Origin of the sequence: Mesorhizobium sp. B2-3-5 (assembly GCF_006442395.1) — a bacterium.
Lineage (GTDB): Bacteria > Pseudomonadota > Alphaproteobacteria > Rhizobiales > Rhizobiaceae > Mesorhizobium.
Genome location: NZ_VFVX01000034.1, coordinates 26,980 through 49,431 on the forward strand (window position 1 = coordinate 26,980; position 22,452 = coordinate 49,431).

At 62.2% G+C, this 22,452-nt stretch carries 19 protein-coding genes; 11 read left to right on the forward strand and 8 right to left on the reverse strand.

Going from position 1 to position 22,452, the window contains the following annotated elements; all coding sequences use genetic code 11:
• The first annotated feature begins 61 nt into the window (after positions 1–61).
• Complete coding sequence (locus tag FJ958_RS26475) at positions 62–670, forward strand: DUF2155 domain-containing protein (protein ID WP_140747396.1); 609 nt, start codon at positions 62–64, stop codon at positions 668–670.
• 74 nt (positions 671–744) lie between these two features.
• Positions 745–1,131 (forward strand): hypothetical protein, encoded by a 387-nt coding sequence (locus tag FJ958_RS26480; RefSeq protein WP_140747399.1) that lies wholly within the window; start codon positions 745–747, stop codon positions 1,129–1,131.
• A 10-nt stretch (positions 1,132–1,141) separates the two neighbouring features.
• On the opposite strand, the gene aat is transcribed toward FJ958_RS26480, so the two are convergent.
• From aat to FJ958_RS26510, 6 genes are all read right to left on the reverse strand, one after another.
• The gene (gene aat / locus FJ958_RS26485; RefSeq protein ID WP_140747402.1) at positions 1,142–1,759 is read right to left on the reverse strand and encodes a leucyl/phenylalanyl-tRNA--protein transferase; all 618 of its coding nucleotides are present in this window, start codon (positions 1,757–1,759) and stop codon (positions 1,142–1,144) included.
• A gap of 12 nt (positions 1,760–1,771) precedes the next feature.
• The gene (accC, locus tag FJ958_RS26490; RefSeq protein WP_140607473.1) at positions 1,772–3,115 is read right to left on the reverse strand and encodes an acetyl-CoA carboxylase biotin carboxylase subunit; all 1,344 of its coding nucleotides are present in this window, start codon (positions 3,113–3,115) and stop codon (positions 1,772–1,774) included.
• A 10-nt stretch (positions 3,116–3,125) separates the two neighbouring features.
• The gene (gene accB, locus FJ958_RS26495; RefSeq protein ID WP_140747405.1) at positions 3,126–3,590 is read right to left on the reverse strand and encodes an acetyl-CoA carboxylase biotin carboxyl carrier protein; all 465 of its coding nucleotides are present in this window, start codon (positions 3,588–3,590) and stop codon (positions 3,126–3,128) included.
• A 26-nt stretch (positions 3,591–3,616) separates the two neighbouring features.
• Positions 3,617–4,051: a type II 3-dehydroquinate dehydratase gene (gene aroQ, locus FJ958_RS26500; RefSeq protein ID WP_140747408.1), complete on the reverse strand. Its 435-nt coding sequence runs from the start codon at positions 4,049–4,051 to the stop codon at positions 3,617–3,619.
• Positions 4,052–4,196: 145 nt separating this feature from the next.
• Positions 4,197–5,000 (reverse strand): DsbA family protein, encoded by an 804-nt coding sequence (locus FJ958_RS26505; RefSeq protein WP_140747411.1) that lies wholly within the window; start codon positions 4,998–5,000, stop codon positions 4,197–4,199.
• Between the two features lie 72 nt (positions 5,001–5,072).
• Positions 5,073–6,464 (reverse strand): M48 family metallopeptidase, encoded by a 1,392-nt coding sequence (locus FJ958_RS26510; RefSeq protein WP_140747414.1) that lies wholly within the window; start codon positions 6,462–6,464, stop codon positions 5,073–5,075.
• Positions 6,465–6,609: 145 nt separating this feature from the next.
• On the opposite strand from FJ958_RS26510, the gene FJ958_RS26515 reads away from it, so the two are divergent.
• Both FJ958_RS26515 and FJ958_RS26520 read left to right on the forward strand, forming a co-directional pair.
• Positions 6,610–7,758 (forward strand): aminotransferase class I/II-fold pyridoxal phosphate-dependent enzyme, encoded by a 1,149-nt coding sequence (locus FJ958_RS26515; RefSeq protein WP_140747417.1) that lies wholly within the window; start codon positions 6,610–6,612, stop codon positions 7,756–7,758.
• A gap of 4 nt (positions 7,759–7,762) precedes the next feature.
• Positions 7,763–8,692, forward strand: coding sequence for a glutaminase (locus tag FJ958_RS26520; RefSeq protein WP_140747420.1), 930 nt, complete (start codon positions 7,763–7,765; stop codon positions 8,690–8,692).
• Positions 8,693–8,796: 104 nt separating this feature from the next.
• Here the strand turns inward: FJ958_RS26520 and FJ958_RS26525 are convergent, their stop codons facing one another.
• The gene (locus FJ958_RS26525) at positions 8,797–11,784 is read right to left on the reverse strand and encodes a ribonuclease E/G (protein ID WP_140747423.1); all 2,988 of its coding nucleotides are present in this window, start codon (positions 11,782–11,784) and stop codon (positions 8,797–8,799) included.
• Between the two features lie 652 nt (positions 11,785–12,436).
• On the opposite strand from FJ958_RS26525, the gene FJ958_RS26530 reads away from it, so the two are divergent.
• The 7 genes from FJ958_RS26530 (at position 12,437) to FJ958_RS26560 (ending at position 20,628) form a co-directional block, all read left to right on the forward strand.
• Positions 12,437–13,705: an N-acetylmuramoyl-L-alanine amidase gene (locus tag FJ958_RS26530; protein ID WP_140747426.1), complete on the forward strand. Its 1,269-nt coding sequence runs from the start codon at positions 12,437–12,439 to the stop codon at positions 13,703–13,705.
• Between the two features lie 214 nt (positions 13,706–13,919).
• Positions 13,920–16,376 (forward strand): penicillin-binding protein 1A, encoded by a 2,457-nt coding sequence (locus tag FJ958_RS26535; RefSeq protein WP_140747429.1) that lies wholly within the window; start codon positions 13,920–13,922, stop codon positions 16,374–16,376.
• Between the two features lie 224 nt (positions 16,377–16,600).
• A protein-coding gene (gene prfB, locus FJ958_RS26540; RefSeq protein WP_140747432.1) for a peptide chain release factor 2 occupies positions 16,601–17,732 on the forward strand; the annotation gives its coding sequence in 2 pieces (ribosomal slippage) (positions 16,601–16,666 and positions 16,668–17,732; 1,131 coding nt in all).
• A 314-nt stretch (positions 17,733–18,046) separates the two neighbouring features.
• Positions 18,047–18,424 carry a hypothetical protein gene (locus tag FJ958_RS26545; RefSeq protein WP_140747435.1) on the forward strand — a complete coding sequence of 126 codons (378 nt, stop codon included), beginning with the start codon at positions 18,047–18,049 and terminating at the stop codon, positions 18,422–18,424.
• Between the two features lie 205 nt (positions 18,425–18,629).
• Entirely contained in the window at positions 18,630–18,998 is a 369-nt protein-coding gene (locus FJ958_RS26550; RefSeq protein WP_140747438.1) for a GFA family protein, read from the forward strand.
• A gap of 143 nt (positions 18,999–19,141) precedes the next feature.
• A complete protein-coding gene (locus FJ958_RS26555; RefSeq protein WP_140609742.1) occupies positions 19,142–19,792 on the forward strand; it encodes an OmpA family protein in 651 nt (216 codons plus the stop codon).
• 227 nt (positions 19,793–20,019) lie between these two features.
• Positions 20,020–20,628, forward strand: a complete 609-nt coding sequence (locus FJ958_RS26560; protein ID WP_140699098.1) for a hypothetical protein — start codon at positions 20,020–20,022, stop codon at positions 20,626–20,628.
• Positions 20,629–20,803: 175 nt separating this feature from the next.
• Here the strand turns inward: FJ958_RS26560 and FJ958_RS26565 are convergent, their stop codons facing one another.
• Complete coding sequence (locus FJ958_RS26565) at positions 20,804–22,393, reverse strand: DEAD/DEAH box helicase (RefSeq protein ID WP_181176526.1); 1,590 nt, start codon at positions 22,391–22,393, stop codon at positions 20,804–20,806.
• Positions 22,394–22,452 lie beyond the last annotated feature (59 nt).

A 22,452-nucleotide genomic window follows, 5' to 3' on the forward strand; every position in this document is an offset into this window, starting at 1 on the left:
AACGGCGATTAGCCTTGGCGATCGACGAAATCACCTGGGCGCGAACCTCCGGTACCCCTGTATGAGTTTTTTCAACCTGATATCGACGGGCGGTCTCACGCTAGCCGCCAGCCTTGCCGTCAGCACCGCGGCCTTTGCGGCATCGCCCGCGCCGGTTGCACCCGCTGCACCCGCGCCGGCGCCGCCCGCGGGATCCGATCGCATCACCAATCCCGTCGCCGAGTTCGCCGGCATCGACAAGATCACCGGCCGCATCATCACCTTCGATGTCTACATCAATGAGACGGTGCAGTTCGGCGCTTTGCAGGTGACGCCGCGCGTCTGCTATTCCCGGCCGCAGAACGAGGAGCCGAAGACCGATTCCTTCGTCGAGGTCGACGAGATCACGCTCGACCGCAAGATCCGCCGCATCTTCACCGGCTGGATGTTTGCCGAAAGCCCGGGTCTCAATGCCGTCGAACATGCCGTCTATGACGTCTGGTTGAAGGAATGCAAGCAGAAGTCGGATGTGCCGGCGCCAGACGCCACCAAGGCTGACGCCACCAAGGCCGACGCTTCGAAGCCGGCCGCGGCCAAGCCCAAACCCGCTTCGGCCAAGCCGAAGCCGGTGGCCACTCCGGACGTGGAACAGTCCGACCCCATGGAACCGGATACGACCACGACCAACTGATCCTCCGGAACCGTCGCGGCCACCACGCGTTGGACCACGACGACCGCGCATCGGTGCGCGTGGAGGATATTCCGATGTCAGACAGCAAGCGGCTTACGGCCAACAAGGCGGAATTGCTGGAACTCGAAAAGGGGTTCTGGACAGGCGATGCGGCCTACTACGCGGCCAATGCCGACACCGAGTGCCTTGTGGCGTTCCCGCAGATGGCGCAGGCCATGGATAACGCCGATCTGGCCAAGACCGCGTCGAAGCCCAACCGGTGGCGCAATCTGGACATCGAGCTCAAAGGAATAATCGAACCCGGCAGCGACATCGTCATGCTGACTTATGAGGCCCATGCGACGCGCGAGAATGGCGAGCCCTACGCAGCGCTGGTCAGCACCGGCTACGTCCATCGCGTCAACGGCTGGAAGATGATGTTCCATTCGCAAACGCCGCTGGAATCCGCCGCAGTGAAGTAAGGCAGATCCTTTACGGGAAAAAGACCGCTTCGCCCTTCAGAGCCTCCGCCAGCATCTTCTCATACTTGCCGCGCGGCACGTCGACCGCGCCGAAGCGCTTGAGGTGCTCGGTGGTGAATTGCGTGTCAAGCAGCGCGAAATCGCGTGACTTCAGGCGTTCGACAAGGTGCACGAGGCAGATCTTCGACGCATCTGTCTCCTTGGAAAACATGCTTTCGCCGAAGAACACCCGTCCGAGCGAGACGCCATAGAGGCCGCCGACCAGCCGCTCATCGCGCCAGGCCTCGACCGAGTGGCAATGACCCATGCGGTGCAGTTGCACATAGGCCTCGCGGATCGGCGCATTGATCCAGGTCGAGCGGCGCTCCTCGCGCTTTTCGGCGCAGCCGTCGATCGTCGCCTCGAAATCGAAGTCGAAGCGAATGTCGAACGGATTCCTGCGAATCGCCTTCTTCAGGCTTTTGGGTATATGAAAATCGTCGAGCGGTATGATACCGCGCGTCTCCGGCCGCACCCAGAACACCTCCGGATCACCGGCACTTTCGGCCATCGGGAAGACGCCCGAGGCGTAGGCCTTGAGCAGAAGGTCGGTGGGTATGCGATAGCCAGGCGCGTAAGGACGGGTCATCGCGTCCCCGAACTATTCTTCCTTGGCCAGATATTTTTCCAGCCAATGGATGTCATAGTCGCCATTGGCGATGTCGGCATTGCCGACCAGATCGCGAAACAGCGGCAACGTCGTCTTGATGCCGTCGACGACGAATTCATCGAGCGCCCGGCGCAGGCGCATCATGCACTCGACGCGATTGCGCCCATGCACGATCAGCTTGCCGATCAGGCTGTCGTAGTAAGGCGGGATTTTGTAGCCGGAATACACGCCGGAATCGACGCGGATGCCGAGACCCCCAGGTGTATGGAAATGGGTGATGGTGCCGGGCGAGGGGGTGAAGGTGCGCGGATCCTCGGCATTGATGCGGCATTCGATGGCGTGGCCATTGAACTTGATGTCTTCCTGCTTGACCGAAAGTCCGCCGCCGGAAGCAACGCGGATCTGCTCGTGCACGAGATCGATGCCGGTGATCGCTTCCGTCACCGGATGCTCGACCTGCAGGCGTGTGTTCATCTCGATGAAATAGAACTCGCCGTTCTCGTAGAGGAATTCGATCGTGCCGGCACCGGAATAGCCGAGATCGGCGATGGCCTTGGCGCAGATGCCGCCGATTCGGGACCGCTCCTCAGCATTGAGCGCTGGCGAATTGGCCTCTTCCCAGACTTTCTGGTGACGCCGTTGCAGCGAACAATCGCGCTCGCCGAAATGCACGCCGCGGCCAAAGCCGTCGCCGAACACCTGCACTTCGATGTGGCGCGGCTTCTGCAGGTATTTCTCGATATAGACGGCGTCGTCGCCGAAGGCGGCGCCCGCTTCCGAGCGCGCAGTCTGCAAGGCGACTTCGAGGTCGGCCTCGCTGTGGGCCACCTTCATGCCGCGTCCGCCGCCACCGGCCGATGCCTTGATGATCACGGGGTAGCCGATCTCGGCGGCGATCCGCTTGGCTTCCTTCTCCTCGCTCACCGCGCCATCGGAACCGGGCACGACCGGAATGCCGAGGCGCTTGGCGGTACGTTTGGCCTCGATCTTGTCGCCCATGATGCGGATATGGTCGCCGGACGGGCCGATGAAGGTGATGTTGTGCGCGGCCAGGATGTCGGCGAACTTGGCGTTCTCCGACAGGAATCCGTAGCCTGGATGCACGGCGTCGGCGCCGGTGATCTCGCAGGCCGCGACGATCTGATGGATGTTGAGATAGCTGTCGCGCGATGGCGGCGGGCCGATGCACACGCTCTCGTCGGCGAGCCGCACATGCATGGCGTCGGCGTCGGCGGTCGAATGCACGACCACCGTCTGGATGCCGAGTTCCTTGCAAGCGCGCAGAACCCGAAGCGCGATTTCGCCGCGATTGGCGATGAGGATCTTCTGGAACATCCGACCTGCTCTACTCGATCACGACGAGCGGCATGCCGTATTCGACCGGCTGCGCGTCCTCGAACAGGATCGCCGTCACCGTGCCGGCGCGCGGCGAGGGGATCTGGTTCATCGTCTTCATCGCTTCGATGATGAGCAGCGTCTGGCCTTCCTTGACCTTCTGGCCGATCTCGATGAACGCCTTGGCGTCCGGCGATGGCGCCAGGTAGGCGGTGCCGACCATCGGCGAGGCCACCGCGTTCTTCGATACGTCGACCGCTGCCGCCGGGGCGGCCGCGGTGGCAGGCTGGCCGGCGGCCGCCGGCGCATAGGTGGGCTGGGGTGCGGCAATCGCGTGGACGGCAGGTGCCTGCCGTGACACGCGCACCTTCAGGTCGCCCAGTTCAACCTCGATCTCGGTCAGGTTGGTGTCGTTCAGTATACCCGCAAGATCGCGGATAAGCTGCTGGTCAACACCGGTCTTCTTTATCGACATTTTCGAGCCTTCTGTTTGTTGGCCGGTCATAGGCGTGCGGCCAGCGCCTGCAGCGCCAGCGTGTAGCCGAGCGGCCCAAAACCACAGATCATGCCGACGGCGACCGGCGCGACCATGGAGACATGGCGGAATGATTCCCGCGCGTGGATGTTGGAAAGATGAACTTCGGCGACCGGCAATGGCGCCACCGAACGAATGGCGTCGTGGATCGCGATCGATGTATGGCTGTAGGCGCCCGGGTTGATGACGATGCCGGCAGCCTTGTCGCCGGCTTCCTGGATCCAGTCGACAAGGTCGCCCTCGTGGTTCGACTGGCGGAAATCGATCTCAAGCCCGAGCGATACGCCCGCCTGCTTGCAGTCATCGGCGATCGCGGCAAGCGTCTTGCCGCCATAGATGCCCGGCTCGCGCTTGCCGAGCGCGTTGAGATTGGGACCGTTCAGGACGAAAACCGTTTTCAAAAAAGCCGACCTTTTCCGGCGCCGGTATCAAACCGCCGCGCTGGCTCTCTATAATGGGCATAGCCGCCCGCGAAAAGAGCGCAAGTGCGTTCTTTCACTGTCCACAACAGGCGGAAATGCGACCGTGAGCAAAACCCGCGGCGGATCAAAGCGCGGCTTTCGCCGCCTCGATCTTTTCCGCAAGCACTTGCTGACCAAGAGCTCCGAACACGACCTCGTTGCCGACGACATAGGACGGCGTTCCGGTGATCGACAGTTTGTTGGCGAGATCATAGGTCTTGGAGAAGGCCTCGGGGATCGACGGGTCCTTCATCTTCTCGCGCAATGTCGCCTCGTCGGCGCCGAGCGAAAGCGCGATCTTGATCGCGGTCGCCTCGGTGGCGCGTCCCTGGCCGCCAAGCAGCGCGTTGTGGAACTCGCCGTACTTTTCCGGCATCATCAGGTGAAACGCCATCGAAACGAAGCTCGCCTTCTGCGAATCCGGGCCGAGGATCGGGAATTCCTTGAGCACGAAGCGCAGATCCGGATCGGTTTTGGTCAGCGCCCGCATGTCCTCGATGGCGCGTTTGCAGAAACCGCAATTGTAGTCGTAGAACTCGACGATCGTTACTTTGCCGTTCGGATTGCCGACGACGCCGTCGAAGGCGGAGTTGAAGATCTGGTCCTTGGCGTCCTTGATGACGCCAAGATGAGCGATGCGCTGCTCTTCCTTCTGTTTGGCCTCCAGCGCGTCCTGCACCTCGAGCAGTACTTCCGGGTTCTTCAAGAGGTAGTCGCGGATGATTCCTTCGACCTCGGTGCGGTCGATCTTGGTATCGGCCACAGTCGCCTGGACAGGCTGTGCCGTGCCGGCCTTCGCGATCTGCGGGCTGCCGGCCACGAAACCGAAAGCCAGCATGGCAAGGGCTACAGCGATCCCCGTGGTGCCCAGCAGCAGTGCCTTTTTCATCGTTTTCGTTCCTTTTGCCTGTTTCCCGGTCCGGCTGTGTCGCAGCGCATGGCCGGAAGGTTCATGAGATTACTAGATCTTGCCTGACGATTTGTAATTTATGATGTCCTGGGCGCGTATCCAGCGCGGCTCGCCGCGCTTCATCCGCTGCTGCGCCCGCATGGCGAAGATCTTCGCGTCCTTGTAGTTGCCGGAATAGAAATGACCTTCGGCCGTGGCAAGCTCGGCGCCCGGTATGTCTCCCAATTCGCCGTACGCCTGCGCCAGATAACGGTACCCCTCGGAATTTTCCTTGTCGCGACCCAGACCATTGTTGATCTGCACGACAGCCTTCTTGAGCGAGTCAGGTGTACCGACGGCCATCAGCGCCTGGCCAAGCGAGACAGGCAGCAGGCCGGACCGCGCCGGATCGAGGCTGACCGCCTTGGCGTAGGCGTCCGCCGCTTCCCCGGGCTTGTTCGCCTTCATCAGTATGTCGCCGCGCAATTCCTGGAAGTAGGCATTCTTGGGCTGCGCCTTGATCAGGGCGTTGGTCTTGACGAGCGCTGCGGGAAGGTTGCCGTAAAGGTAGGTCGACTGGGCATCGCCATATTGCGCGGCCAGGCTGCCCCGCATCTTTTGCATCAGCCGCGCCGCGGCGGCCTGGCCACCCATGTAGACGGCGATCTTCACCCGTATCATGTCGTGGCGCTGCTGCAGCGCCGGCGGATCGAGCTTGTCGACGTTAGGGCTCTGTTTGACCAGCACTTGGAGGTTGGCGATTCGCTCTTGCGGCATCGGATGGCTGATCCGGTAGGGATCGATCTGGGCGCCCGACAACGACAAGGCCGTCTGGAAGCGGGCAAAGGTCTTCAGCATGCCCATGCCGGACTGACCGGTGGCATTGAGATAGGTGATCGCGGAGCGGTCGGCCGTGATCTCCTCGGTGCGCTGGTAGGCAAGGATGCTGCGCTGGGCCATCTCGCCGCCGCCGGCGGCGACGCCCATGCCGGCGCCGGCAAGACCGCGGCTATTCGTGGTCGCACCGGCGACGATCGCGCCGGCACCAAGCAACGTCGCGATGACGGCCATCGTCTTGGCGCGCTCGAGCTGGTCACGCAATTTCTGCTGGTGACCGCCGGCCAAATGGCCGGCTTCGTGCGCGATGACGCCAATGATTTCGTTGGGCGTCTCAGCCATCATCAGCGCGCCGGTGTTGATGAACATCCGGCGTCCGGTGACGAAGGCGTTGAAGCTGGAATCGTTGACCAGCACGATGTCTATGCCATCATTCGCCAATCCGGCAGCCCTGAAGATCGGCCGTGCGTAATCGCGCACCAGAGCCTCGATCTCGGCATCACGTATCACAGGTACGCCCTGGGCAAAGGCGGTGACCGAACTCGCCACGGCAACGGCGAAGCCGAGCGAAAGCGTGGCAAAGACACGCGCTGCCTGGGCTATCGTCGGTCTGGGTCGGCTCAACATAACGTGTCCACTGGTAGACGAGCGGGCGAAAGATGAAAAGTCGGCACCGGAAACTTCCTCAACTTGTGATCCTCACATCAATCGGGCATTTGTGCGGCGCATGCGTCAGGGGCATGGCATCCTCAATCATCGGGGCAGGGATAAAATGGTCGTTTCACTCTCACGCCGCGGCAATGTCGAGCCATTCCACGCCATGGATGTGCTGGCCGAAGCGAACCGGCTGAAGGCCCAAGGCGTGCCGGTGATTTCCATGGCGGTCGGCCAGCCGTCCGACCCGGCGCCCGCACGCGTTCGCGCCGCAGCGGCCAAGGCCCTGGAGGATGGCCGCATAGGCTACACCGACACTTTGGGTCTGGCCGGTCTGCGCAAAGCGATCGCGGGGCACTACGCCGATCATTATGGGCTTGATGTCGATCCTGGCCGGATCGCGGTGACGACGGGATCGTCGGCGGCCTTCAATCTCGCCTTCCTGGCGATGTTCGATCCGGGCGACCGCGTCGCCATCGCCGCGCCCGGCTACCCCGCCTATCGTAACATCATGGCGGCGCTCGGCATCGACGTGGTCGAGATCGAACTCGGCGATGAGGCTTACTTGCATGCCGGTCATCTGGAGGCCGCGCACCGCGAAAGGCCACTGAAGGGCGTGCTGTTTGCAAGTCCTGCCAATCCGACCGGCGCGGTCATACCGGCCGACGAGCTGTCGGCGCTGATCAGGACGGCGGAGGCCCTGGGGATCGCTGTCATCTCCGATGAAATCTACCATCGGCTGGCCTACGCCGCGCCTGACACGACGGCGCTTCGCTACAGCAACAGCGTGACGGTGATCAATTCCTTCTCGAAATACTATTGCATGACCGGCTGGCGCATCGGTTGGATGGTCTTGCCGGAAGAGTTGGTGCGGCCCGTCGAGCGCATCGCCCAGAGTCTCTACATCTCGCCGCCGGAACTGTCGCAGATCGCGGCGATCGAGGCTTTTGCCGCAACCGAGGAACTGGAAGCGGTGAAGGGCCGCTACGCCTGGAATCGCGAGCTCCTGATGAAACGTCTGCCCGAACTCGGTTTCCCGCTGGCCGCGCCCATGGACGGCGCCTTCTACGCTTTTTGCGATGTCACCCGGCACACCAATGACAGCATGGCCTTCGCGCGCAGGATGCTGGCCGAGGCGCATGTGGCGGCGACGCCGGGCCGTGACTTCGACACCCAGGCGGGGCACCGCACGATGCGGTTTTCCTATGCCGGCAGCAACGACGACATGGTCGAGGCGCTGGCGCGCATCGAACGCTGGTTGAGGTAGCGTCATGCCGGAACTCGAACAGGCGCTGGCCGAAGTCGCCGCCGAAATGGCCGAACGCGCTGATCGCGGCGAGGTTGCTTCCTATATCCCGCAGTTGAGCAAGGTCGATCCAAGGAAATTCGGCATCGCCGCCGTCACCAATGACGGCCGCGTGCTGATGGCGGGTGACGCCGACCAGGCATTTTCCATCCAGAGCATCTCGAAAGTGTTCACCTTGACGCTGGCGCTCGGCAATGTCGGCGACGCATTGTGGAAGCGGGTAGGGCGCGAACCCTCGGGCAATCCCTTCAACTCAATCGTCCAGCTCGAGCACGAGAACGGCATTCCGCGCAACCCGTTCATCAATGCCGGTGCCATCGTCGTTTCCGACATCCTGCTTGCCGGCCACCAGCCGCGCGAGGCGATCGGCGAGATCCTGCGCTTCATCCAGTTCCTCGCCGACGACGAGACGATCATTATCGACCGCGAGGTCGCCGCGTCTGAGCGCGCCACCGGCTATCGCAACTTCGCGCTCGCCAACTACATGAAATCCTTCGGCAATATTCATCATGCGCCGGAACTGGCGCTGGGCGTCTATTTCCACCACTGCGCCATAGCCATGAGCTGCCGGCAACTGGCCATGGCCGGCCGCTTCCTCGCCAATGGCGGCAAGAACCCGGCGACCGGGCATTCCGTGGTGTCGGCGGAGCGGGCACGGCGCATCGGCGCCATGATGCTGACCTGCGGCCACTATGATGGCTCAGGCGACTTCGCCTTTCGCGTCGGCATTCCCGGCAAAAGCGGTGTCGGCGGCGGCATACTGGGCATCGTGCCGGGCATCGCCTCGCTTGCCGTCTGGTCGCCGGGTCTCAATGCCAACGGCAATTCCAAGCTGGGTTCGATCGCGCTGGAAAAGCTGGCCAGGACGATGAACTGGTCGATCTTCGCGCCTTAAAAGCCTCGCGCTCTATTGGCCGCCAGATATGAAAAATCCCGCGCCATATGTCGATTGGCGCGGGATTTTGTTATCAAAAAATCATTCCAAGCCTTTGGAAAGGCTTAGAAAAAACCTTTCCTCTGCCACCAGCCGGCACGTTTCGGCTTTTCTTCGGTCTTGGCTTCCGGCTCATCGGCCACGGTTGACGAAACCACCGGCGCGACCGGTGCATCGATGGCCGCCGGCTTACGCCGCGATGGCCGGGCTTTCGAAGGCTCTTCCTCGACGGCGGCTATCACTGTTTCCTCGGCTACGGTCACCGGAGCTTCGACCGGCGTTTCCGCGGCCGCCTCGGCACCCGTTGATTCGGCGACGGTCTCGGCGGCTGCCTTCTTCGGCTTGGCTGCGCGACGCGCCCGCTTCGGCTTCTCGGTGGTCGGCACCTCGTCGCTCACGGAAGCCACAGGTTCTTCCACCGCAGCGACAGCCACCGGTTCGATCGACGCGGGCTCGCTTTCCGAAGCATCAGCCTCGGACGGCTCGGTCGTTTCGTCCGCACTTGCCTCGGCCTCGCCTTCGCCATCCTCACGGCGGTTGCGTTTGCCGCCGCGCTTGCCGCGCCGGCGCTTCTTGCCCGCGCCTTCCTCCGAAGCCTGCACCGTTTCGTCGGGCTCGGCGGTGCTGATCGGAGCAGTATCGTCTGTTTCCGTGTCGTCACTGTCCGCCGCGTTTGCCGATTCGGCGAAGTCGCCGGCCGGAGCGGAAATGGAGGCTCCGTCAGTCGGCGCGCCATGTTCGCGGTCGCGGTCCCTGCCGCCACGACGTCTGCGGCGCTTGCGACGCTTGCGGTCGCGACCTTCGCCGTCCTCGCCGGCAGGCCGCGGCTGCTGATGCTGCTGCGGCTGTTGGCGCGGCTGCTCGGCCTGCGCCGATGCCTCATCCTCTTCGTCGATGACGACAATCTCGTCCTCGGGCTCTTCCGGCTCGGTATAGGCTGGCAGGCTGCGCACCTCGACGAAGCCTTCGGGCTTTTCGGCCAGAGCGCCGCGGAAGATCGCGTAGTGCTGCGCGCCTACCGCATCGTCGGCCTCGATGGTGATGGTCAGGCCGAAGCGGCTTTCCAGTTCCACCAGCGTGCCGCGCTTGTGGTTGAGCACGTAGAGTGCCGTTGCCGCCGGCGTGCGAACCGTGATGTGGCTGCGCGAATCCTTGAGAAGGAATTCCTCGATCGCCCTGACCACCATCAGCGCCACCGACGAATCGGAGCGCACATGGCCCGTGCCGCCGCAATGCGGGCATGGCTTCATGGTCGATTCCAGCACGCTGGCGCGGATGCGCTGGCGCGACATCTCCATCAGGCCGAAATGCGAGATGCGCCCGACCTGGATGCGGGCACGATCGTTCTTGAGGTGATCCTTCAGCCGCTTCTCGACGGATCGGTTGTTGCGGTTCTCCTCCATGTCGATGAAGTCGATGACGATCAGGCCGGCAAGGTCGCGCAGCCTGAGCTGGCGGGCTACCTCTTCGGCCGCTTCCAGATTGGTGTGGAGGGCGGTGTCCTCGATCGAGTGTTCCTTGGTGGAGCGGCCCGAATTGACGTCGATGGCGACCAGCGCCTCGGTCTGGTTGATGATGATGTAGCCGCCGCTCTTCAGCGTCACCTGCGGTTGCAGCATGCGGTCGAGCTGCGCCTCGATGCCGTTGCGCACGAAGATCGGTGTCGTGTCGCGGAATGGCTGAACCACCTTGGCGTGGCTCGGCATCAGCATGCGCATGAAGTCCTTGGCCTCGCGATAGCCTTCCTCACCCGAGACAAGGATCTCGTCGATATCCTTGTTGTAGAGGTCGCGCACCGAACGCTTGATCAGGCTGCCTTCCTCATAGACGAGGGCAGGGGCGGTGGATTGAAGCGTGAGATTGCGCACGTTCTCCCAAAGCCGCATCAGATATTCATAGTCGCGCTTGATCTCGGCCTTCGTGCGGCTCTCGCCGGCGGTGCGCAGGATGACGCCCATGCCTTGCGGCACTTCGAGATCGGCAACGACTTCCTTGAGGCGCTTGCGGTCGACCGCGCTGGTGATCTTGCGTGAAATGCCGCCACCGCGCGCCGTGTTCGGCATCAGCACCGAATAGCGGCCGGCAAGCGACAGATAGGTGGTGAGTGCGGCGCCCTTGTTGCCGCGCTCTTCCTTGACGACCTGCACCAGCAGGATCTGCCGACGCTTGATGACTTCCTGGATCTTGTACTGGCGACGCACCGGTTTGCGGCGGTTGCGCACTTCTTCCAGCGCATCCTCCGCACCGACCGATTCGATCTCATGATCGTCGGGATGCGAGGACTGGACCTCCTCCAGCATGCCACGATCATTGTCGGTGGAGGTGGCTTCGCTGCCCTGTTCCGCCTGCGGGGCGGGCTCGGAAATCACATCGGCTTCGACGGAGGCGGCGATCGAAGTAGGGCCGCCGTCGCGGGTCTCGTTTTCGCCCTCTTCGGAAGAAGAGTCGCCCTGTTCGGAAGGACCTTCATCATGGTGGGATTCGTCGGCGTGTTCGGATGCATCGGCATGTTCGGAGGTATCCGCCGCATGTTCGATGGTTTCCGAAACGTGGGAGGTGTCCTCGGCGACGACGTCAGCGCCATGGCCGTTGTCCTCACCTGTCTCGCCGGCGGCTTCGTTTGCCTCGTCGGAATCGGCTGAACCGGCATCGCGCTTGTGCTCGGCACGGTCGCGGCTCTTGCCGCCGCGCCGGCGTCCGCGCCGTCCGCGGTCACGGTTCTGGCGGTCGTCGCCATCGCCATCCTCGTCCTCCTCGTCTTCGGCCTCCTGCGCTTCCGCGCGCAGCAGTGCCTGACGATCGGCGACCGGAATCTGGTAGTAGTCGGGGTGTATTTCACTGAAGGCGAGAAAACCGTGACGGTTGCCGCCATATTCGACAAAAGCTGCCTGAAGGGAGGGTTCGACGCGCGTTACGCGGGCGAGATAGATATTTCCTTTGAGCTGCTTCTTGTCCTGGGATTCAAAGTCGAATTCTTCGATACGGTTACCGCGTACGACGACAACGCGTGTTTCCTCCGGGTGGGAGGCGTCTATCAGCATTTTGTTGGGCATTATTTCGTTTCCCCCCGGCAGCCGTCAGCCGCAGCTGGCGGGGCAAAGCCCGCTGCTGTGTGTCTGGATGAATGTGGGTGCCGGATAATTGAACGTCCGCCGGACGCTGCCCGCGTGTCATGGCGGTGCCGCCCGCAGCCATATTGGCGCGGTTTGATGCGGACCTTTCCATGATTGCGCTTGAAGCCATCGTCACCAGCAGAACTTTTGAACCAAAGCCCGGAAACCGGACCAGCTTGTTTGCTCATATAGAGCCGGCACGGGAACAAACCCGGCCGTTTTCCTCACGCAGGCGATTCCCCCGCCACGGGCGCACACCTGCGAAATTCGTCGCGATCACCTGTAGCCTTCTCGCGTGAAGCGAAAGGAGCCGCCTTTCATCTGACCCTGTAGCAGGAAGCTGCGGAGGAGGGCGGTTCCAGGATTGCAGTGATCCACTATCGCTTTTATGATTTGGCGGGTTGGAAGGCAACCCCGATTTCCGATGCCGGCAAAAAGCAGTTCCGCAGCGTAACCCTGGGTTCCAACCTTGCATGAAAAGGCTTGGTTAACCTTCTCTGGATACCAATCGTTAATCGAATTCGCGGCCTAACCGGCACTTCGGTGAAACGAGCAGGCGCCTGGCGCCAAACCGTGAGCGACTGGAAGAGAGATGGGACTGGCAGACTTCACAGACAAGGGATGTCGTGTTGGCGGCCAGATTCTCGGCGCCTTCCATCTCCTGCTGCTGATGGCGATTTTCTTTGGCTGCTCCTCTGTTGCCAATGCCGCCGATGCGCCGCTCGTGGCGAAGGGTTACAAGATGGCGGGCGATGCCACCAAGATGCGCATCGTCATGGATTTCGATCGCGAACCGGACATCAAATGGTTCCTGCTGCGTGGGCCCAATCGTCTGGTCATCGACCTTGCGAATAGCAGGCTGGCCATCGACGCCAAGGATCTGAAGCCGCGCGGCCTGGTCAAGGGTGTGCGGCTGGGCGAGATCGGCGACGGCGTTTCGCGGCTGATCCTCACCGGCAGGGGACCGTTCGCCGTCGATAAGCTCGATGTGCTCAAGAACGAGGACGGATCCGGCTATCGCATCGCCATCGACATGTCGGCGGCCTCCGAACGTGAGTTCGACACCGCGCTCGCCAACCAGGCGTTGACCACCGGCTCCACGGTTTCGACCGACAAGGGTGGGCGGGTCGGCACCGGCCCGGTCTCCAATCCGGGCCACCGCTTCACCGTCGTCATCGATCCCGGCCATGGCGGTATCGACGGCGGCGCCGAGGGCCTGAACGGCACCATAGAGAAGAACGTCACGCTGGCTTTTGCCACGGAGTTGCGCGACAAGCTCGCGGCCATCGGCAAATACGATGTCTTCATGACGCGTGACACCGATGAATATCTGCGCCTGGACGACCGCGTGCGCATCGCCCGCCAGCATGAGGCAGACCTGCTGATCTCGATCCATGCCGACACGATCAGCGTCAAGGGCATCCGCGGCGCCACCGTCTACACCGTCTCCGACAAAGCGTCGGACCCCCAGGCGCAGGCGCTTGCCGACCGCGAAAATCTCTCCGACCAGTTCGCCGGCATGGTTATCAAGGACGACAACAAGGAGGTGACCGACATCCTGATCGATCTGATCCGCCGCGAGACGCATACCTTCTCGATGAGTTTTGCCCACACATTGGTCGGCGAGCTGTCGACCAGCGTGGGCCTCATCAACAATCCGCAACGTTCCGCGGGATTCAAGGTGCTGAAGGCGCCAGACGTGCCATCCGTGCTGGTCGAGCTTGGCTATCTCTCGAATGCCAAGGACGAGGCGCAGCTCCTCAACGCCGAGTGGCGCGGCAAGGCCGCGCAAAGCATCACCAACGCTGTTGCGCTGTTCGCCTCCGCCCGAGCCGGAACCGGAACCGGAACCGGAGGCTGACATGCCTCACGGGCGCCTGCAGCCGGAGGCGGCGTTGCGCAACGACAACACAAGGTGCCTTTATTTCGGGCGCGTGGTCACGAAATCAGGGCTTGCCGTATTTTGTCCACATGGTGGCGACATGGGTTTTCGATTACGGTTTGGGACCGGCTCGAAAGCTTGCGTGGAAGGCGGCTTCGTTTAGGAAATTCCCGAACCAAGGACTGGAGCGGGTATGATTCGTCTCATTGGCTATTTCTTCGGCATCGGCACGACGCTGGCCCTTCTGGTCGCGGCGGGCGTTGCGATTTACATCAGCCACCTGTCCAAGGATCTGCCCGACTACGAGGTGCTGGCCAAGTATGAGCCGCCGGTGACCACCCGCATCCATGCCTCGGACGGCTCGCTGATGGCCGAATATGCGCGCGAGCGACGCCTGTACCTGCCAATCCAGGCGATCCCGGATCGCGTCAAGGCGGCGTTCCTGTCGGCTGAGGACAAGAACTTCTACAACCACCCCGGCATCGACGTGACCGGCCTTGGCCGTGCCATCATCGTCAACTTTCAGAATCTCGGCTCGGGCAGGCGTCAGGTCGGTGCCTCCACGATCACCCAGCAGGTGGCCAAGAACTTCCTGCTGACCGCGGACCAGACCTACGAGCGCAAGATCAAGGAAATGATCCTGGCCTTCCGCATCGAGCAGGCCTATCCCAAGGATCGCATTCTCGAGCTCTACCTCAACGAAATCTTCTTCGGCTTCGGCGCCTATGGTGTCGCCGGCGCGGCGCTCACCTATTTCGACAAGTCGGTGAACGAGCTGACCGTCGCCGAGGCCGCTTATCTGGCCTCCCTGCCGAAGGGACCGAACAATTACCACCCCTTCAAGCATGCCGATCGCGCGATTGAGCGCCGGAACTGGGTCATCGACCAGATGGTCGAGAATGGCTACGTCACGCGTGAGGAAGGCAACAAGGCCAAGGCCGAGCCGCTCGGCGTGACGCCACGCCGCACCGGCACCTATCTTTTCGCCGGCGAGTATTTCACCGAGGAGGTTCGCCGCCAGATCATCGCCCGCTATGGCGAGAACGCGCTTTACGAAGGCGGCCTGTCCGTTCGCACGACGCTTGATCCGAAGATTCAGCTCATTGCTCGCAAGGCGATGCAGAACGGCTTGTTGAAGTACGATACGCTGCGCGGTTATCGCGGGCCGGTGAAATCGATCGACGTCTCCGGTGACTGGGGCGTGCCTCTGGGCAACGTCAAGGGCCTCGAGGATGTTCCCGAATGGTCGCTCGCCGTCGTGCTCGACAGTTCCGCGACCGGCCTGTCGATCGGCCTGCAGCCCGCGCGCCAGGCGTCTGGCGACATCGTCAAGGAACGTGTCGAAGGCACCGTCAGCAAGGACGACATGGGCTTCGCCATGCGCCATGTGGTCGGCGGCAAGACCGTCAAGGCCAAGTCGCCGGCCGAAGTGCTCAAACCGGGCGACGTCATCTTCGTGCAGAAGAACCAAGGCTCCGACAATGCCTACAGCCTGCGTCAGGTTCCCGAAGTGGAAGGAGGCCTGATCGCCATGGATCCGCATACCGGCCGCGTGCTGGCCATGGTCGGCGGTTTCTCCTACGCCCAGTCCGAATTCAACCGTGCCACTCAGGCGATGCGCCAGCCGGGCTCTTCGTTCAAGCCGATCGTCTATTCGGCCGCGCTCGACAACGGCTATACGCCGGCCTCGGTGATCATGGATGGACCGATCACCATCCAGAGCGGCAACACGACCTGGACACCGAAGAACTATGACGGCACCGTCGCCGGCCCGGCAACCCTGCGCTCCGGCATCGAGAAGTCGCGCAACCTCATGACGGTGCGGCTTGCCAACGACATGGGCATGAAGCTGGTCGTCGAATACGCCGAGCGCTTCGGCGTCTACGATCATCTGGCCCCGTATTTGCCGATGGCGCTGGGCTCCGGCGAGACGACCGTCATGCGCATGGTTTCGGCCTATTCGATCATGGCCAATGGCGGCAAGTCGATCAAGCCGTCGCTGATCGACCGCATCCAGGATCGCTACGGCAAGACAGTGTTCAAGCAGGATGAGCGTGGCTGCGAGGGCTGCAACGCGCCTGAATGGAAGAATCAGCCGGAGCCGGAACTGGTCGACAATTCCGAGCAGGTGCTCGATCCGATGACCGCATACCAGATCACCTCGATGATGGAGGGCGTCGTGCAGCGCGGCACCGGCGCCACCATCGGCGAGCTCGGGCGCCACATCGCCGGCAAGACCGGAACGACCAATGACGAGAAGGACGCCTGGTTCATCGGTTTTACGCCCAACCTCGTCGTCGGTCTCTATATGGGCTACGACACGCCGCGCGGCCTTGGCCATGGCGCCACCGGCGGCGGTCTCGCCGCTCCGATCTTCAAGGATTTCATGCGTGTGGCGCTGGACGGCACGCCCAATGTCGACTTCAAGGTTCCCGATGGCATGAACCTGATCGCCATCAACCGCAAGACCGGCATGCGCGCGACACCGGGTGACCCGGGCACCATCATCGAGGCCTTCAAGCCAGGTACCGGCCCCGCCGACAGCTATTGGGTGATCGGCATGGGCGCCGACGGCTCCAACGCCTCCGGCGGCGCGCTATCGCCGCAGGCCAACCAGGCCATTCAGGACGGTGGCGGCGGCCTCTACTGACGGTTCAAATCCCGAAATGGGCCAGCCCGGGGCTGGCCCATTTCGCTTTACACGCGGCAGCACCGTCCCTATGTATCGCGCCGACCAGAGCAATTCCAGGAAAGTGCCTAGCGGTTTTCCGTCCGGAGTTGCGTCAAACAGAAAAGTTGGAGCGGTTCGGCGTTTCCTTCAAACACCGATCCGCTCCAACCGTCACTTTCAGCAACAGGACAAAATACCAGGCCATGCGCGCGGAAACGCAGAATATTGTCGACGAGATCAGGCAGGCGATAACCCTGCTGAGGAGGCATCTTTGACTGGGATCAGGCCATTAAACGGCTTGAATACCTGAATGTCCGTGCCGAGGACGCCAGCCTCTGGAACGAACCGCTGGAAGCGCAGAAGCTGATGCGCGAACGCCAGGGCCTCGAGGAAGGCATAGCGGCGGTCAAGGGTCTGACCCAGTCACTGGAAGACAATATCGGCCTGATCGAGCTCGGCGAGGAAGAGGGCGACCAAGGGGTCATAGCCGAGGCGGAAGCCGCGATCCGATCGATGCAGGGCGAAGCGAAGGCCCGCCAGGTCGAAACGCTGCTGTCGGGCGAGGCTGACGCCAACGACACCTATCTCGAGATCCACGCCGGCGCCGGCGGCACCGAGAGCCAGGACTGGGCCTCGATGCTTTTGCGCATGTACACACGCTGGGCCGAGCGCCGCCGGTTCAAGGTCGAGGTGCTGGAAGTGCATGACGGCGAAGAAGCAGGCATCAAGTCCGCGACATTGCTGATCAAGGGCCACAATGCCTATGGCTGGCTGAAGACCGAATCGGGCGTCCACCGCCTGGTGCGTATTTCGCCCTATGACAGCAACGCGCGCCGGCATACGTCCTTTTCCAGTATCTGGGTCTATCCTGTCGTCGACGACACGATCGAGATCGACGTTTCCGAATCGGATGTGCGCATCGACACCTACCGCTCCTCCGGCTCGGGTGGCCAGCACGTCAACACCACCGATTCGGCCGTGCGCATCACCCATATCGCCACGGGCATCGCGGTGGCCTGCCAGGCCGAGCGTTCGCAGCACAAGAACCGGGCAAAGGCTTGGGAAATGCTGCGCTCGCGCCTCTATGAGGAAGAGCTGAAGAAGCGTGAGGCCATCGCCAACGCCACCGAAGCGTCGAAGAGCGACATCGGCTGGGGTCACCAGATCCGCTCCTATGTACTGCAGCCCTATCAGTTGGTGAAGGACCTGCGTACCGGCGTCGAAAGCACCAGTCCGTCGAGCGTGCTCGACGGCGACCTCGACGATTTCATGGAAGCGTCGCTGTCGCAGCGCATCGAGGGCGGCGCTGGCGAAGTCGTGGCGGACCTGGATTAGGTCAGCCGATGTCCTGCGACGCAGGCCAGCGAATGGCAGTCGCGCACCCTTTTTCACGATTGTCGCGTTCACCATTGTCGCGACGAGCTGGCGCTGTGTGAAAGCGCGCCGTGGCTGCCGCGACGGCAGAGCATGGGCCGGCTACGCAGCTATTGCTTGCGCCGGCTCGCATTTCGGCTCACCATCAGCGGCAGGAGGAGGCAAAGCATATATGGCCGGTCGCGGCATATCTGCTGACGGTTCGGCCACTGGGAAGACACGTTCCGGGAACGGGCAAGCGAAATGCTTGAATCTCGTTTGAAAGGAGCGTTGCCATGTTTTCTGCCGGTTTTAGATCGGCCTTTGCCGTTCCATCGGTTGGCCGGCCTCTCCTGCCTCTGTGTGCTGCCTGCGCGATAGCTGCCCTGACGACGCCAGCCCTGGCGCATGACGCCAAGCCGACCGCGGCCAAACCGCAAGGCTGGAGCTATCCGTTCGCCTGCTGCGCGAACTACGATTGCCGCGAGGTATCGCAGACCTCGATCAGCGAACGCCCGGAAGGCTATGTCATCAAGGATACCGGGGAGGTGCTGGCCTACAGCGACAGGCGGATCAAGGATTCGCCCGACGGTGAGTTTCATTGGTGTGCTCACGTGGCCGGTCTCGATGCAGGCAAGACGATCTGCCTGTTTGTGCCGCCGCAGTCTTACTGATGCATGTCGCCTGGGTCCCGGTTCCGGGAGCCCGACAAGCATGAAACAGAGACCTAAAGTGCGTCGCCACAATCCGTTCGAACGTGACACGCTTTAGAGCCGCTGGCTGCTGTTCGCGGGCAAAAGCCTGCTGACGGACAGTTGTCAGCATCGCTTCTTTATGGTGCCTTGCCGCACGGGGGGCGGACAATGGAATGTGATGTTCATGGCCATCAAGGGAAGCTGCCACTGCAAGGCCACCACGTTCGAGGTTTCGCAGGCGCCAGAAACGGTGACGCGATGCACCTGTTCGTTCTGCTCGAAACGCGGCTCGCTCTGGGCCTACTACACCCCATCGCAGTTCAAGCTTATCACCCCGATGAAAAACGTAACCTTCTATCAATGGGGCTCGAAGACTGTAAAACATGGTTTTTGCCCGAACTGTGGCTGCGGCACCTTCACCGAAACGCCGGATTGGTCGACTGGCGAGCCGGATTTCGACAATCCGAAGATCAGCGTCAATTCTCGGCTATTCGATGATTTCGATCTCGACAAGGTCGAAGTGGTGGTCATTGACGGCAAGAATCTCTGGTAACCTTCCAGGCGCCAGTCAGCTCCGGGGAAAAGCTGCGGCAAGCGCTTTTGCCATTCCGCTTTTCGCCGTATTTCATGGTACAAGTCGCGGGAAGGGCTGATTTGGCGCCATCGCAATGGCGTGACTTGGAGAGGGACCATCCTATGAAGAAGACCGTGCTCGTCGTCGTGGCGACGGCTTTGCTCGTGAGCGCCTGCACCACGACCGATCCGTATACCGGCGACCAGAAGATTTCCAACACGGCCGCTGGTGCCGGCCTCGGCGCTTTGGCTGGCGCCAGCCTTGGCCTGCTTGCCGGTGGCAATGATCGCCGCAACGCGCTGATTGGTGCCGGTATCGGTGCACTGGCCGGCGGCGCCATCGGCGCCACCATGGATCAGAACGAGGCCGAGCTGCGCCGCCAGCTCCAGGGCACAGGCGTAAGCGTCACACGCAGCGGCGACCAGATCATCCTCAACATGCCGTCCGACATCACCTTCAATGTCGATCAGGACGCGGTGAAGCCAGGCTTCTATCCGGTGCTCAATTCCGTCGCGCTGGTGCTGAAGAAGTTCCGCCAGACGACCGTCGACGTGTTTGGCCATACCGATTCGACCGGCGGCGACCAGCACAATTTCGATCTGTCGCAGCGGCGTGCGCTGGCGGTCGCCAACTATCTGTCTGGCCAGGGCGTCGATTCGCGCCGCTTTGCCGTCACCGGCTTCGGCAAGACGCGGCCCGTCGCATCCAATGCAACGGCCGAAGGCCGCGCCCAGAACCGGCGCGTCGAGATCCAGCTTTCTCCGCTCACCTGAACCGAACGGCATGCGAATGCGAAACGGTCCCCATGTGGGGCCGTTTTTGTTTGAGCGAAATTAGCGCGCTGGAGAATTAGCTAGCTCTAAATAGCTGCTTTCCTGCGGCCATGGAAAGGAATAGCATCGTCGCTGTCCAGAGGGGATGAGGCGGTACAACTGGCCGCGTAATCAGCATTTTCCGCCTCCGTCTTGAACGGCCAGATCAGAAAATCTGGGAGGAATGCATGACAAGAACAGCCTGCCTTGGGCGCTGCGGCGTCCTCGCTTTGACGAGTATTGTAGGCGCGTGGTTAGGCGTCGCTTCGGCCGTGGCCGAAGACGCCAACAAGGCCGACATCGATGCCTTGAAAAAATCGCTGGCCAAATATCAGGACTACACCGTCGCCGTTCGCGACCTCTATCTGTCGACAGTTGGCTGCGTCTATTACAGCGGAGAAAAGATACCGGGCGCGATGGACTATCCGAAAGGCGCCATGGGCATCCATTTCGTCAACGCTCAAAGTGTCGGCCAAAAACTCGATCCGATGCGCCCCAATGTGCTGATCTACGAACCGACGAAAAAGGGCTTGCAACTTGTCGGGGTGGAATGGCTGGTGCCGCTGACGCCGGACATCAAGGAGCCGCCGAAGCTGCTCGGCCAAACCTTCCAGGGTCCGATGGAGGGACACTATCCGCTCATTCCGAGGGAGTTCGTCCACTACGATCTTCACGCTTGGCTGTTCAGGGACAATCCGAACGGCATGTTCAGCCCGACGAACCCGAACGTGAAATGCAACAAGGCCGAGTTTCCGATGCTGGAAAAACCGACCAAGATGATGCCTGGACCGATGTAAGGGTGAGCCAGGGCTAACGCATGTGCCGGAAGCGGCCCCGTCTTGGGAGCACGACACGGATGAAAACAAAGGCCTAAAGCAAAGGGCGTCGCCTGACTCTGTTCGCACCCGACGCGGTTAGACGTCTGCCGGGAGGGCAAGCCGGATGGCTGGCTTGCTTTCAATCGTTCGGCGATCAGACCTTGGCGACGATGCGCATGAAGGCCGGCATGTCGTCGCCGAAGCCGACAGTGGTGTCATTGTCTTCCTGATGCTGGCGGGCAGGGCGGTTGCGCTGCGGCCTGGTGTCACCGCGCTCCGGTGCGCGATCCGAGGACGTCTTGCGCTCGGAGTTTTCCGAACGGATCGCATCCTTGCGCGCGCGCCGTTCGACGATGTCGGCCACGGCCGACTCGGGTGCATCGGGCTGTTCGCTTTGCTGGGCAACCGCAGCCGGGGTATCTTCCTCGCTGCGCCGGGCACGACGTTCGCCGCCTCTCTTGCGCTCGCCATTGTCCTTGCGATCATGGGCCTTGCGGTCCTCGTCCTTGCGGCCGGCACGACGCGGCGCGCCTTTGCCACGGCGCGGAGCATCATCCTCGCTCTCGCTGGCAACAACCGTCGACAGGTCGCCGTCATGCCACTCGATCTTGGTGCCGATCAGGCGTTCGATGGCGTCGATATACTTGGTGTCGGACTTGGTCGCGATGGTGAAGGACTTGCCTGAGCGACCAGCGCGGCCGGTGCGGCCGATACGGTGGACATAATCCTCGGCATGGATCGGAACGTCGTAGTTGAAGACGTGGCTGACGTCGGGGATATCGAGGCCGCGCGCGGCGACGTCCGAAGCGACGAGATAGCGCAATTTGCCGTCTCGGAAATTGGCCAGCATCTGCATGCGGGCGCGCTGGTCCATGTCACCATGCAGTGCGCCGGCATCGAAATCATGCTTCAGCAGCGAGCGGAACAGCTCCGACACCTCGACCTTGCGGTTGCAGAAGATGATGGCGTTCTTCAGTTCCGCGTCTTCGGCCTTTATCAGGTTGCGCAGCGTCTCGCGTTTGTCCCACGGCTTGGAGCCGGATTTCACCAGCCGTTGCGTAATATTGGTGGCGGTGGAGGCTGCCTTGGAAACCTCGACACGCACCGGGGCATGCAGGAATTTCTCCGTCAGCTTGGTGATCTCGGGCGGCATGGTCGCCGAGAAGAACAGCGTCTGCCGGGTGAACGGGATCATCTCGCAGATGCGCTCGATATCGGGAATGAAGCCCATGTCGAGCATGCGGTCGGCTTCGTCGATGACAAGGATCTCGACACCGTTGAGCAGCAGCTTGCCACGCTCGCGGTGGTCGAGCAGGCGGCCCGGCGTCGCGATCAGCACGTCGGCGCCGCGCTCCAGCTTCTTGTCCTGCTCATCGAAGGACACGCCGCCGATCAGCAGCGCAATGTTGAGCTTGTGGTTCTTGCCGTATTTGACGAAGTTTTCTTCGACCTGTGCGGCGAGTTCGCGCGTCGGCTCCAGGATCAGCGTGCGCGGCATGCGGGCGCGGGCGCGGCCCTTTTCCAGCCGGGTCAGCATCGGCAGCACGAAGGAGGCCGTCTTGCCGGTGCCGGTCTGGGCAATACCCAGCACGTCCTTGCCGAGCAAGGCGTGCGGGATGGCACCAGCCTGGATCGGCGTCGGCTGCATGTAGCCGGCATCGGTGACTGCGGAAAGCACCTTCGGCGACAGGCCGAGGTCTGAAAAGGTCAACGCTTCTTGAGCGATCGTGGTGTCTGAGGACAAGTGTTGCTGTCTTTGGCTGGTTCGGGGAGGCGCAACGTCATTCGTCGCGGCAAGCGCCG